The sequence below is a fragment of the Micromonospora sp. KC723 genome, assembly GCF_004348595.1.
Taxonomy (GTDB): domain Bacteria; phylum Actinomycetota; class Actinomycetes; order Mycobacteriales; family Micromonosporaceae; genus Micromonospora.
The window spans coordinates 25,726-38,499 of the sequence record NZ_SMKD01000048.1 but is presented as its reverse complement, the minus strand read 5'-3'; the positions used below and the strand labels follow the sequence as shown (position 1 = coordinate 38,499).

At 73.5% G+C, this 12,774-nt stretch carries 10 protein-coding genes; 2 read left to right on the top strand and 8 right to left on the bottom strand.

What is annotated here, in order from left to right; all coding sequences use genetic code 11:
- Window positions 1–112: 112 nt before the first annotated feature.
- The 6 genes from E1165_RS13550 to tmk form a co-directional block, all read right to left on the bottom strand.
- A complete protein-coding gene (locus tag E1165_RS13550; RefSeq protein WP_132391345.1) occupies window positions 113–946 on the bottom strand; it encodes a regulatory iron-sulfur-containing complex subunit RicT in 834 nt (277 codons plus the stop codon).
- A gap of 170 nt (window positions 947–1,116) precedes the next feature.
- Window positions 1,117–1,782: a hypothetical protein gene (locus tag E1165_RS13545; protein ID WP_132391343.1), complete on the bottom strand. Its 666-nt coding sequence runs from the start codon at window positions 1,780–1,782 to the stop codon at window positions 1,117–1,119.
- Window positions 1,782–2,087: a type VII secretion target gene (locus E1165_RS13540; RefSeq protein ID WP_132391341.1), complete on the bottom strand. Its 306-nt coding sequence runs from the start codon at window positions 2,085–2,087 to the stop codon at window positions 1,782–1,784. The genes E1165_RS13545 and E1165_RS13540 overlap by 1 nt, the downstream gene beginning before the upstream one ends.
- 1 nt (window position 2,088) lies before the next feature.
- Window positions 2,089–2,415: a YbaB/EbfC family nucleoid-associated protein gene (locus tag E1165_RS13535; RefSeq protein WP_132185315.1), complete on the bottom strand. Its 327-nt coding sequence runs from the start codon at window positions 2,413–2,415 to the stop codon at window positions 2,089–2,091.
- A gap of 107 nt (window positions 2,416–2,522) precedes the next feature.
- Entirely contained in the window at window positions 2,523–3,767 is a 1,245-nt protein-coding gene (locus E1165_RS13530; RefSeq protein ID WP_132391339.1) for a DNA polymerase III subunit delta', read from the bottom strand.
- Complete coding sequence (gene tmk, locus E1165_RS13525; RefSeq protein WP_132391355.1) at window positions 3,767–5,866, bottom strand: dTMP kinase; 2,100 nt, start codon at window positions 5,864–5,866, stop codon at window positions 3,767–3,769. The genes E1165_RS13530 and tmk overlap by 1 nt, the downstream gene beginning before the upstream one ends.
- A gap of 344 nt (window positions 5,867–6,210) precedes the next feature.
- Between tmk and E1165_RS13520 the strand changes: the two genes are divergently transcribed.
- Entirely contained in the window at window positions 6,211–7,419 is a 1,209-nt protein-coding gene (locus tag E1165_RS13520; protein ID WP_132391337.1) for an amino acid deaminase/aldolase, read from the top strand.
- A gap of 63 nt (window positions 7,420–7,482) precedes the next feature.
- Here E1165_RS13520 and E1165_RS13515 read toward each other — a convergent pair whose 3' ends face one another.
- A complete protein-coding gene (locus E1165_RS13515) occupies window positions 7,483–8,064 on the bottom strand; it encodes a TetR family transcriptional regulator (RefSeq protein WP_132391353.1) in 582 nt (193 codons plus the stop codon).
- Between the two features lie 226 nt (window positions 8,065–8,290).
- Between E1165_RS13515 and E1165_RS13510 the strand changes: the two genes are divergently transcribed.
- On the top strand, window positions 8,291–9,595 hold the full coding sequence (locus tag E1165_RS13510; protein ID WP_132391335.1) for a D-arabinono-1,4-lactone oxidase: 1,305 nt from the start codon (window positions 8,291–8,293) through the stop codon (window positions 9,593–9,595).
- A 14-nt stretch (window positions 9,596–9,609) separates the two neighbouring features.
- On the opposite strand, the gene topA is transcribed toward E1165_RS13510, so the two are convergent.
- Window positions 9,610–12,396, bottom strand: coding sequence for a type I DNA topoisomerase (gene topA, locus E1165_RS13505; protein WP_132391333.1), 2,787 nt, complete (start codon window positions 12,394–12,396; stop codon window positions 9,610–9,612).
- Window positions 12,397–12,774 lie beyond the last annotated feature (378 nt).

The following is a 12,774-nucleotide window of genomic DNA, read 5'->3' as shown; positions in this document are numbered from 1 at the left end:
CTCGTGCCCACCCCTCCGCTCTCGCCCCGGCTGGCCGAACCTCCCATCACCCTCACCTGACCGCCTGCCCCGCCCATCCCGGGTCTGATCGACTCCCGTCGCGCCGGGACGGCTACGTCGGGGGGCGGTCGTCGTAGGCTCGGCGGGGTCCGCAGACGTCGGACAGGGCGCAGCGCTTCGTCGACCCGTCGGAGATCGACCGGACGGTGACCGTCTCGCTCGGCGGGTGGCGGGACACGACCTTCCCCAAGCCGTCGGGGGTCTCGACCCGTTGACCGCTCGCCGGGTAGTCGCTGCTTGCGGCATACAGCGGATGCTCGTACTTCAGGCAGCACATCAGCCGGCCGCAGGCGCCGGAGATCCGCAGCGGATTGAGCGGCAGGTCCTGGTCCTTCGCCATCCGGATCGTCACCGGCTCGAAGTCGTTGAGGAACGTCGCGCAACACAGGTCCCGGCCGCACGAGCCGATGCCGCCCTGCACCCGCGCCGAGTCCCGGGCGGAGAGCTGCCGCAGCTCCACCCGGCAGCGCAGGGTCGCGCCCAGGTCGCGGACCAGCGACCGGAAGTCCACCCGGTGCGGCGCGGTGAAGTAGACGGTGCTCCGCTCACCGGCGTCATCGGCGGCCAGCACGTGGTCGACGGCGACCACCTTCATCGGCAGCCCGTGCTCCCGGATCAGCCGCTTCGCCGCCACCTTCGCCTCGGCCTTGCGTCGGCGCAGCAGCTCGTCGCGGCGCAGGTCGTCCTCCTGGGCCAGCCCGGCCAGCCTCGGGAAACCGGCGGTGTCCTCCGAGACCCACTGCGCGGCCCAGACGCACTCCGCCACCTCGGGCCCGTCGTCGGTGGGCACCAGCACCCGGTCGCCGACGCGCGGGCGGAACTCGCCCGGATCGAGGTAGTAGAGGCGCCCGTACCGGTTGAAGCTGACCGCACAGAGCATGCCCATGCGCTCCACCCTACGACGGCTGGCCGCCTGCCACCCGGCCGCCCGTCGCCGAGCCGTCACCCCACGCGTTCACTCATCCCCGTCGACTGACACCGGATCGGTCGCCCCGCGTGGTGAAGACCAGCCGGGCCACCCGCAAGTCGGCCGGCGCGAACGGGCGGGCGGCGGCTTCACCGGCCCACCCGCAGGGTGCCGTCGTAGCGGACCGCCCCGCCGGCCGGCCCGCGCCACGTCGACTCCGCCAGGCTCGGCGACCACTGGCGCAGCAGCGTCTCCGCCCCGTCGTACGCCACCCCGAGCACCGCCAGCACCCGGGCGGCGATCTCCGCCGCCGCACGGGTGCCCGGCCCGGGTGCCGCCCCCGGGGCGGTGGCGGCGTGCACGCGGACCGCCTCGGCCGAGCCCACCACCTCGGCGAGCACCCGGGCCACCGCGAGCCGGCTCCCGTCCACCCACTGCGCCAGGGCGTCGGCGTACCCGGCCGTCGACTCCAGCCGCCCGACCAGGCTCTCCGGTCCCTCGTCGAGGTGACGCAGCAGCGCCGCGCGGGCCTCGTCGTACGCCGACGCGGCCGGGCCGGACCACAGGGCCGGGTCGGTCAGGGCGGCACACGCGTCGTCGTACCGGGGGACCAGCCGGCGCACCGCGTGCCCGGCGGCCGCCAGCGGCGCCGGGTGCAGGTCGAGGAAGTCGCGCAGCGCGTCGCCCGGCAGCACCTGCATGCGGCGCAGCAGCGGCCAGAGCCGGTGCCCCTCGGGGGCACCCGCGGCGAGCAGTTGGTCGACCCGGCGCAGCAGGTCCAGGCCGGGCTCGGCGAGCCGGTCCAGGGCGTCCATCAGGCCTCCCCGAGCAGCCGCCGCCGCGCGGAGTCGTCGGCCGCCGCGTACCGGTCGGCGGCGCTGCGCAGAGCGGCGGCAGCAGCGGCCAGCCGGGCGGCGGCGGCGCTCGCCTCGCGGGCCCGGTCGCCGGTGGCGGCGGTCCACTGCCGGTGCAGGGCCCGGCCGATCTCCCCGGGCCGGCCCGGCGCGTCCGCGCCGAACGCGGGGTGCGCCGGGTCGGCGGCGGTCACGGTGCGGGAGAGCAGCGTCAACGAGGCGCTCGCCTCCTCGAGCCGGGCGGCGAGGGCGCGCAGCGGATCCATCTCAGGCCCCCGCCAGCGGCCGGTACGCCGCGAAGGTCTCGTTGTGCAGCTTCTCCCGGGCCCAGAGCGCCGCGTCGGCGGCGGCGGTCACGGCGGCCCGCACCGACCCGGCGACCTCCCGGGGGTGGCGGTGGTGCAGCGGGCCGAGGAAACGCACGTCGGTGATGCGACCGTTGGCGGTCACCACCACCTCGACCAGCCCGTCCGGTGAGCGGACGGTCACCTCGACCGTGTCGACCGCCTGGTCGAACTCGGCCTGCAGGGACTCGATGCGACGGTAGCGCCGCACCGCCTCCTCGATCCACGCCTCGTCGATCTCGCGCGGCATCGGTTCTCCCCCCGCCGACCTCACCCAGCGTGCCACCACAGTCACCACAGCACACCGGACCGTACCGCACGCCGACGACACGTGTCGATGCCGGAGACGGGGGACGGTCACCCCTTCCAGAGGGAGAGCATCATCGCCTCCACCGCGATCCGCGGCTTCACGTTGGCGTCGATCGCCGCCCGGCACTCCAGCACGGCCTCCAACCGGCGCAGGGCGCCCTCGGCGTCCCACCTACGGGCACCGGCCTCGGCCATCTCGGCGGTGTCGCTGTGCACCGGGGCCACCGGCGCGCGCAGCGCCATGGTCAGCGTGTCGCGGTAGAAGCCGGCCAGGTCGACCAGGGCCCGGTCGAGGGCGTCGCGCTGGGCCCGGGTGGCCCGTGACTTCTGCCGCTTCTCCAGGTCCTTGAGCTGTCCGGCGGCACCGCGCATGGCGCCGGCCGCGCCGCGCCCGGTGCCGCCCGCGCCGAGCGCGGTCTGCAGGGCGGCCCGCTCGGCCGCGTCGGCCTCCGTGACCGACGCCTCGGCCTCCGCCTCGGCCGCCTCGATCAGCGCGGACGCGGCGTCCAGCGCCGCGCCGACGCCGGTGAGCCGGCGGGGCACCGCCAGCACGGCGTCCCGCCGCTTCCGGGCCTCCGGGTCGCGGGCCAACCGCCGGGCCCGCCCGACGTGACCCTGGGCCGCGGCGGCGGCCCAGGCCGCCACGTCCGGCGCGACGCCGTCCCGGCGTACCAGCACCTCGGCCACCGCGGCGGGCGACGGCTGCCGCAGGGGTACGACCCGGCAGCGCGACCGGATGGTCACCGACACGTCGTCCGGGTGGGTGGACGGGGCGCAGAGCAGGAAGACGGTCCGCGGTGGCGGCTCCTCGACGGCCTTGAGCAGCGCGTTGCCCGCCGCCTCGGTGAGCCGGTCGGCGTCCTCGATGATGACGATCTGCCAGCGGCCGCCGGACGGCGTACTGGCCGCCCGGAGCACCAGCGCCCGCATCTCACCCACCCCGATGGAGAGGCCTTCGGGCGCCACCAGCCGGACGTCGGCGTGGGTGCCGGTCATCGTGGTGTGGCAGCCGGGGCAGTGGCCGCAGCCGGTGCCGTGCTCGCACTGGAGGGCGGCGGCGAAGGCCCGGGCGGCCACCGAGCGGCCGGAGCCGGGTGGGCCGGTGAAGATCCAGGCGTGGGTCATCCCCGCGCCCTGGTCTGCGGGCACCTCCCCGGCCAGGTCGCCCGGCTGCCCGGTCGGCGGCGCGGCGGCGCGGGCGGCACGCAGCACGGCGGCGGCCGACGCGGCGGCGCGGCGCAGCGTGTCGACTGCCTCGTCCTGACCGACCAGGTCGGCGAAGACGTCCGGCATCAGGTCCGATGCTCCATCGTCACCAGCTCCGCGTCGGATAACTCGGGCTGCACCGAGGTGTCCGGGCCGTGCGCGGGGCGCGGGTGCACGATGCCGGCCGGGTCGACCAGGAACTCCTCCACCCGGCGGGCCACCAGGTCGGCGATCTCCCCGATCGGGCGGGCGGCGTCCAGCACCAGGTAGCGCTTCGGGTCGGCGGCGGCCAGGTCGAGGAAGGCGTACCGGACCCGCTCGTGGAAGGCGAGCGACTCGGCCTCCAGCCGGTCGGCGCCCTGACTGCGCGCGGTCACCCGGGAACGGCCGGTGTGCGGGTCCACGTCGAGGAGCACCACCAGGTCGGGCTTGAGGCCGCCGGTGGCCCAGGAGGAGAGCCAGGAGACCTCCTCGACCGGGAGTGTCCGGCCGGCCCCCTGGTACGCCAGCGACGAGTCGACGTACCGGTCGCTGATCACGATCGCGCCGCGGACCAGCGCCGGCCGGACCACGGTGGCGACATGGTGGGCACGGTCGGCGGCGTAGAGCAGCGCCTCGGCGCGCGGGGAGGGCGCCTCGTCGCCGGAGTGCTCCAGCAGCAGGGTGCGGATCCGCGCGCCCATCGCGGTGGCCCCCGGCTCGCGGGTGACCACGACCTCCCGCCCCCGGTCGCGCAGCCGCTCGGTGAGCGCCTCCAGCTGGGTGGACTTGCCGGCGCCCTCGCCCCCCTCGAAGACCACGAAGAGGCCGTTGGAGACGAACGCCTCGGCCGGCATCAGCGGACGGCCCCGGATCGACCCCCACAGGTCGGCGAGGACCGGCACGCCCTTCTTGTCGTCCATCTGACCGAAGGCGCTGATCCCCGCGAAGATGCCGGCGACCCCGGCGACCAGGAGCAACACCCGGGTGGAGGAGATCGAGATCTCCGCACCGGCGACGTCGAGGGTACGTGAGCCGCCGATGCCGGCGAGCAGGCTGCCCAGGGCGATGGCGAGGATCAGCACCAGCCGGGTGCCGATCTGCACCACCGCGAAGACCCGGCCGCGCACCTCGTCGGCGATCTCGCCACCGAGGAGGGTGACCCCGGAGAGGAAGGCCATGCCGGCGCCGGCTCCCACCAGGATCGCGCCGACGATCGCCATGGAGAGGTGGATGGCGAAGGCGAGGGTCATCACCGACGCGCTGGCCAGCACGATGCTCATGCCGAACCAGCGGCGACGGGACAGGTCCCGGACGATCATCGGACCGAGGCCGATGCCGACCGCGAGACCGATGAAGATCGCCCCGAAGAGCAGGAAGAAGGCGGCGTCACCGGCGTTCAGCGAGGTGGTGAAGAACTGGGCCGTGCCGATCACGATGCCGCCCCCGGCGAAGGCGCCGAGGATCCCGAGCACCAGTCCGCGTACCAGCGGGGTCTGGCCGATGTACTTCCAGCCCTCGGTGAACTGGCGCAGCATGGTCTGCTCGCTGCGTCTCTGCTCGGCGGCCTGCCCCTGGCTGATCTCCCGGATGCCGAACGCCACCACCAGCGCGGTGGCCAGCCGGGAGAACGCGTTGACCCAGAGCGCGAGATCCGCCGGTTCGGCCCAGGCGGGCACCTCGCCACCGGTGATCGTCCGGACGCTGCGGTCGAGCACCGCGGCGACGACCGCGGCGAGGACCGGGGTGAGCCCGTACGTGGTGATCAGGGTGAGCTGGTTGGCCGCCTCCAGCCGGGCGCGCGGGATCAGGTTGGGAACCGCGGCCTCCTTGGCCGGGATCCAGAGCAGGGTGACCGACTCGATCAGGAAGGTGGCGATCGCCGCCCAGCCGACCACCGCGGCGCCGCTCGCGCCCAGCAACGCGACGAGCGGGATCGAGGCGAAGAGCAGGAAGCGCAGGACGTCACAGATGACCATCGTCCAGCGCCGGTCGAAGCGGTCGGCGAGGACGCCCGCCACCGGGCCGAGCAGCAGGGCCGGCAGCAGCCGGACGGCGATCACGGCGCCGAAGGCCGCGCCCTTGGCCGTGCTCCCCGAGACCTGGGAGGCGGCGAAGACGGAGGTGGCGAGCAGGCCGAACCAGTCGCCGAAGGAGGCGGCGCCGAGCACGATCCAGAGCCGCCGGAACGGGCGGATGCGCAGCACCGAGCGGATCGCGGCGTAGCCGGACAGGTCGGCGGACGGGGTGGGCTGCGGAGCGGTCTGCCCGCCGGAGCCGGGCTGCGGGGCGGACTGGCCGGCTGCGTCGCCGGTGTGCGGGGAAGACGACGACACGCCGGACGACTCGCCGTTCTGCTGGCTTTCGATGGCCGTACCTCCACGTGCCGGCCCAACACTGGGCGGTCCCGGTGCAACACTCTAGTCCCGGTGGGAGCCCTTCCCACCGTGACATTCTCCTGCCCGCCGAGCCTAGGCCGCCGACACCGGCGCCGCAGCCGGCGTACGTGAGCCCATTTCGCATTCACTTCCCGGACAGTTAGCGTGCACCCGTGGCCACCGACAGCGACCCTCTGCGCGAGCGCCTCGATCGGGCGACCGCCCATCTCGACCCGCCGTACGCCGTGGTCGACCTCACCGCGTTCGACGCCAACGCCACCGCGCTGGCCGACCGGGCCGGCGGCAAACCCGTCCGCGCCGCCAGCAAGTCCATCCGGGCCCGCGGTCTGATCACCCGGGCGCTCGGCGCGCCGGGTTGGTCCGGGGTGCTGGCGTTCACGCTGCCCGAGGCGATCTGGCTGGTCCGCACCGGCGTCACCGACGACGCCCTGGTCGCCTACCCGACGGCCGACCGGGCGGCGCTCGCCCGACTGGCCGCCGACCCGGCGCTCGCCGCGGCTGTCACCCTGATGGTCGACGCGCCCGAACAACTCGACCTGATCGACACGGTGTGCGCCCCCGGCCGCCGCCCCGAGTTGCGGGTCTGCCTCGACCTGGACGCCTCCTGGCGACCGCTGGGCGGGCGGGTGCACGTCGGGGTGCGCCGCTCGCCCGTGCACAGCGCCCGGGCGGCCGGCGCGCTCGCCGCCGTCGTCGCCGTCCGGCCGGGCTTCCGGCTGGTCGGGCTGATGTCGTACGAGGCACAGATCGCCGGGCTCGGGGACGCCCCGCCGGGTCGGGCGGTCCTGGGCGCGGCGATCCGGCTCGTCCAGCGCAGGTCGTACCGGGAACTGCTGGCCCGCCGAGGTGCGGCGGTGGCCGCGGTACGCGAACACGCCGACCTGGAGTTCGTCAACGGCGGCGGCACCGGCAGCCTGGTCGCCACCAGCGCCGATCCCGCGGTGACCGAGGTCAGCGCGGGCTCCGGCCTGTACGGGCCGACGCTGTTCGACGCGTACCGCGCCTGGCGGCCGGCCCCGGCGGCGTCCTTCGCCTGCGCGGTGGTCCGCCGGCCCGCGCCCGGCCTGGTCACCGTGCTCGGCGGCGGCTGGACCGCCTCCGGCCCGGCGGAGCGGAGCCGGCTGCCCCGCCCCTGGCTGCCGGCCGGGTTGTCGCTGGTCGGCACCGAGGGCGCGGGCGAGGTGCAGACCCCGCTGACCGGGCCGGCCACGGCCCGCCTGGGGGTCGGCGACCGGGTCTGGTTCCGCCACGCCAAGGCCGGTGAGCTCTGCGAGCACGTCAACGAGCTGCATCTGGTCGCCGGGGACGAGGTGGTCGACACCGTGCCGACGTACCGGGGCGAGGGCCACGCGTTCCTCTAGACCGGGCCGCGGCACCGGCGCGGCGATCGGTCGCCGCGCCGGGTGAGCCGGCGCCCGGACGGGTCAGGTCTGCGCGGCCGGCTGGGGTTCGGCGCAGGCCTCGACGTGGCGGTGCAGGTACTCGCGGATCAACGCCTTGGCCTCGGCCAGCACCCGCTCGTCCCCCTCCGGCTTGCGGCGGAACGCCAGCTTGATCAGGGCGTCCGCGGCCTCGACGGCGATCTCCAGACAGAACCGCAGCCGCGGCTCGTCGACCATCCCGAACCGCTCGGTGAGCACCCGGGCCAACTGGTCGGCGATCACGCCGTTGTTGTCCCGCTGCTCGTCGAGCAGGTGCAGGTCGACCACGTCGCCGAAGTGCAGGGTACGGAACCCCGGGACGGTGCGGTGCATCGTGATGTACTCGTCGATGCCCGCGTCGACGCCGTCCCACCAGTGGGTCAGGTCGTCGGAGGCGAACCGCTCGTCGAGCCGTTGCAGGTAGGACTCCATGGTCCGCAGGGTCAGCGCCTGCACGATGGCCCGCTTGTCCGGAAAGAACTGGTAGACCGACCCGATCGCCACCTCGGCCCGCTCGGCGAGCAGCGTGGTGGTCAGCCCCTCGTACCCCACTTCGTCGACGAGTTCGGCACAGGCGTCCAGCATCCGCTGGACCCGCGCGACACTTCGACCCTGCACCGGAACGCGGCGCAGCGGTCCGGTCGTGGCGGCTGGTGTGGACACTCGGCGCCACCCCCCTTCGACGGAAAAGAACATATCTGCATGTCACGTGCTCGTGACTACCGGTACAACGAGCGGACCTCGATTGCGGTATTTACCAGCCACAACGTTCCTGATATGAAGTCAGTTCACATTCATGTCGAGGAGCGCGATGGCCGGCACCGCCACCACCTGGTCCAACTGGGCCGGAAACCAGCACAGCATCGCCTCCGCCATCGTGCGCCCCGGCACGGTGGACGGCGTCACCCAGGCCGTCCGGGACGCCGCCGCGGCCGGCGAGCGGATCCGGGTGGTGGGCAGCGGGCACTCGTTCACCCCGATCGCCGTGCCCGACGGGCGGCTGCTTCAACTGGCCGCGCTCGACACCGACGTGCGGATTGACCTCGCCGACCGGCTCGTCACCGTACCGGCCGGGATGACCCTGCGTACGCTCAACGCGCTGCTCGCCGGGCACGGGCTCGCCCTGCCCAACCTCGGCGACATCGACGCCCAGACCATCGCCGGCGCGATCTCCACCGGCACCCACGGCACCGGCGCCGCGTACGGCGGCCTCGCCACCTTCGTCGAGGCGCTGACCCTGGTCACCGGCACCGGCGAGGTGCTGCGCTGCTCCGCCGCCGAGCATCCCGACGCCTTCGCCGCCGCCCGGGTCGGGCTGGGGGCGCTCGGCGTGCTGGTCGAGGTGACCCTAAGGTGTGTCGACGCCTTCGTCCTGCGGGCTCACGAGCGCCCCGGGCGGTTGGACGAGGTTCTCGCCGCCCTGCCGGCGCTCGTCGACCGGCACGACCACGTCGAGTTCTTCTGGTTCCCGTACACCGACCGGGTGCAGGTCAAGACCAACGACCGGGTACCCGCCGACGACCGGCCGCTGCCCCGTTGGCGCGGTTGGCTCGACGACGACTTCCTCGCCAACACCGTCTTCGGCGGGCTCTGCCGGCTGGGCCGGGCCGTGCCCGCGCTGGTGCCGACGATCAGCGCCGTCTCCGCCCGGGCGCTGAGCGAACGCGCCTACACCGGCCGCTCCGACGCGGTCTTCTGCTCCCCGCGCCGCACCCGGTTCGTGGAGATGGAGTACGGCATCCCGCGCGCCGCGCTGCCGGCGGCGCTGGCGGAACTGCACCGCATCGTCGACCGGCTTCCGTTCAAGGTGCTCTTCCCGGTCGAGGTGCGGTTCACCGCCGCCGACGACATCTGGCTGTCGCACGGATACGGCCGGGACTCGGCGTACCTCGCCCTCCACCAGTACGTAGGCATGCCGTACGAGCCGTACTTCCGGGCGTTCGAGGAGGTGGCCGCCGGGCTGGGCGGTCGCCCCCACTGGGGCAAGCTGCACTGGCGCGACGCGGCGTCACTCGCCCCCGCGTACCCGAAGTGGCAGGACTTCCAGGCGGTCCGTGCCCACCTCGACCCGCACCACCTCTTCACCAACCCGCACCTCACCCACATCCTCGGCTGACGGAGCGACGGCGCTCAGTCGCTGGCGGTGGCGGCCTTCCTGGGGGTGGCCTTCTTCGCCGGAGTGGACTTGGTGGTGGCCTTCTTCGCCGCCGCCTTCTTCGCCGGCGTCGCCTTCTTGGCAGGTGCCTTCTTCGCCGCCGCCTTCTTCGGCGCCGGTCCCTTCGCCCGCTTCTCCGCCAGCATCTCCGACGCCTCTTCGAGGGTCAGCGCCTCCGGGGTCTGCCCGCGCCGCAACGACGCGTTCGTCTCCCCGTCGGTGACGTACGGGCCGAACCGGCCGTCCTTGATGACCAGCGGCTTCTCCGTCAGCGGGTCGTTGCCCATCTCCCGCAGCGGCGGCGCGGCGGCCCGGCGCTGGCGGGTCTTCGGAGCGGCCAGCAGGGCCAGCGCCTCGTCCAGCGTGACGGTGAACATCTTCTCTTCCGAGTCCAGCGAGCGGAACTCGTCACCGCGCTTGACGTACGGGCCGTAGCGGCCGTTGTTGGCGAAGACCTCGACGCCGTCGGGGCCCACACCGACCAGGCGGGGCAGGCTGAGCAGTTTGAGCGCCTCGTCGAGGGTGAGCGAGTCGGGCGACTGCGAGCGCAGCAGCGAGGACTTCCGCTCGCCGCTGGCCACGTACGGGCCGAACCGGCCGGACTTGAGCAGGATCGGCTCCCCGGTGGCCGGGTCGTCGCCGAGCTTGCGCTCGCCGCCACCACCGAGGAACAACTCGTGCACCTTCTGCGGGGTCAGCTCGTCGGGTGCCAGCCCCTCGGGGATCGGTGCCCGGTCGCCCGGCGCGCCGCCCTCCTCGCCCTCCGCCGCCGACGCGGGCTGCTCGCCCGGCACCGCCCGTTGCAGGTACGGCCCGTAGCGGCCCACCCGGACGACGACCTCACGCCCCTCGTCGTCGGTGAAGAGCGGGATGGAGTTCACGCTGCGCGCGTCGATCTCGGTGAGGTTCTCGGTGACCAGCTTCTTCAGCCCACCCGCGTGGGCGATGGTCTGGTCGCCCGTGCCGTTGGCGCTGCCGAAGTAGAAGGAGGTGAGGAAGTCGACGGCGGCGTGGTCGCCGCCGGCGATCTCGTCCAGCTCGTTCTCCATGCTGGCGGTGAAGTCGTAGTCGATCAGGCGCGGGTAGTGCCGTTCCAGCAGCCCGATCACCGCGAACGCCAGGAAGGACGGGATCATCGCCTGGCCACGCTTGAAGACGTACCCGCGGTCCTGGATGGTCTGCATGATCGACGCGTATGTCGACGGCCGGCCGATGCCCAGCTCCTCGAGGGCCTTGACCAGTGACGCCTCGGTGTAGCGCGACGGTGGCTGGGTGTGGTGGCCCTGGGCGGCCAACTCGTCGGCGGTGAGCGGCTGACCCTTCACCAGGTGGGGCAGCCGACGCTCGGCGTCCTCGGCCTCGGCGTTCTCGTCGTCGCTCGACTCCACGTACGCGCGCAGGAAGCCCGGGTCGGTGATGGTCTTGCCGGTCGCGCCGAAGTCGGCCTCCTCCTGTGCGGAGGAGACGGCGCGGATGCGCACCGAGACGCTGGAGCCGACCGCGTCGGTCATCTGGGAGGCGATGGTGCGCCGCCAGATCAACTCGTAGAGCTTGAACTCCTCGGCCGACAGCTCCTTGGCCACCTCGCCCGGGGTGCGGAAGTTGTCCCCCGCCGGGCGGATCGCCTCGTGCGCCTCCTGCGCGTTCTTCACCTTGCCGGTGTAGCGGCGCGGCTCCGGCGGCACGCTGCGCTCGCCGTACAGCTCGACGATCTGCCGCCGGGCGGCCGCGATGGCGGTCTCCGACAGGTTCACCGAGTCGGTACGCATATAGGTGATGTAGCCGTTCTCGTAGAGCCGCTGCGCGGTGCGCATCGTCTGCTGTGACGAGAACCGCAGCTTGCGGGCCGCCTCCTGCTGGAGCGTGGAGGTGATGAACGGCGCGTACGGGCGGCGGCGGTAGGGCTTCTCCTCGACCCGGGTGACGGTGAACGGCCGCCCGTCGAGCCGGGCGGCGAGCCCACGGGCCCCGCTCTCGTCGAGGTGCACCACGCCCGCCCCGGGCTTGACCCGGCCGGTGGTCGGCTCGAAGTCCTTGCCGGTGGCGATCCGGTCGCCGTTGAGCGCGACCAGCGTGGCGTGGAAGTTGCGCGGGCCCTCGCCGGCGTTCGTCACCGCCAGGGTGGCCAGGATGTCCCAGTACTCGGCCGTGCGGAACGCCATCCGCTGCCGCTCCCGCTCGACCACGATCCGGGTCGCCACGGACTGCACCCGGCCCGCCGAGAGCTTCGGCATGACCTTCTTCCACAGCACCGGGGAGACCTCGTAGCCGTAGAGCCGGTCGAGGATGCGCCGAGCCTCCTGGGCGTCGACCAGGTCCCGGTCGATCTCGCGCGGGTTGGCCACCGCGGCCTGGATCGCCGGCTTGGTGATCTCGTGGAAGACCATCCGCTTGACCGGCACCTTGGGCTTGAGCGTCTCCACCAGGTGCCAGGCGATCGCCTCGCCCTCGCGGTCCTCATCCGTCGCCAGGAGGATCTCGTCGACCTCCTTGGCCAGCTTGACCAGCTTGCTGATCTGCTGCTTGCGGTCGGCGGAGACGACGTAGAGGGCGTGGAAGCCGTTGTCGACGTCCACCCCGAGCCGGGCCCACGGCTCACCCTTGTACTTCGCCGGCACGTCTGCGGCGTTGCGCGGCAGGTCGCGGACATGACCGAAGCTGGCCTCCACGACGTACCCCGGGCCGAGGTAGCCCGAGATCGTCTTGGCCTTCGCCGGTGACTCGACGATGACCAGACGGGTGGTTCCAGCGTTGCTCGGCACGTCTCTCCCCGACCTCACTCCTGCTTCATGCCCGTTTCGGGCCGCGTTGCACCCACCGGACCCAGCGGCGGTCCGGATGTCCAACGTAACGCGCCGCCCGGGTTTCGGGTTTCGGGGGCGGCAATCAGCCCCACGCGGCGTACGCGGCTGGTGCCGTGCGGGCTTCACCGGCCGGACGGCGTCACCGTACACCGTGGGTAGGGCCGGAGACGGACCACTGTGATGATGACAGGCCCTCGGCCGAGGGCCACCCGGCCGTTCTACCGCCCACGCCACGAAGAAGCTGTCCCCGATCGGACAGCCCGCACCCTTGACCCGCCGCCCTCCCGAACTCCGCGCGGCACGCGCTCGTGATCCACTCAGGTTGCGGCGATGGTG

Excerpts from the sequence above, each read along its gene's own strand:
- E1165_RS13540 (WP_132391341.1), bottom strand. The coding sequence starts at position 2,087 with ATGGATCCGCTGCGCGCCCTCGCCGCCCGGCTCGAGGAGGCGAGCGCC.
- E1165_RS13535 (WP_132185315.1), bottom strand. The coding sequence starts at position 2,415 with ATGCCGCGCGAGATCGACGAGGCGTGGATCGAGGAGGCGGTGCGGCGC.
- E1165_RS13550 (WP_132391345.1), bottom strand. The coding sequence starts at position 946 with ATGGGCATGCTCTGTGCGGTCAGCTTCAACCGGTACGGGCGCCTCTAC.
- E1165_RS13545 (WP_132391343.1), bottom strand. The coding sequence starts at position 1,782 with ATGGACGCCCTGGACCGGCTCGCCGAGCCCGGCCTGGACCTGCTGCGC.
- E1165_RS13515 (WP_132391353.1), bottom strand. The coding sequence starts at position 8,064 with ATGCTGGACGCCTGTGCCGAACTCGTCGACGAAGTGGGGTACGAGGGG.
- E1165_RS13510 (WP_132391335.1), top strand. The coding sequence starts at position 8,291 with ATGGCCGGCACCGCCACCACCTGGTCCAACTGGGCCGGAAACCAGCAC.
- E1165_RS13530 (WP_132391339.1), bottom strand. The coding sequence starts at position 3,767 with ATGCCGGACGTCTTCGCCGACCTGGTCGGTCAGGACGAGGCAGTCGAC.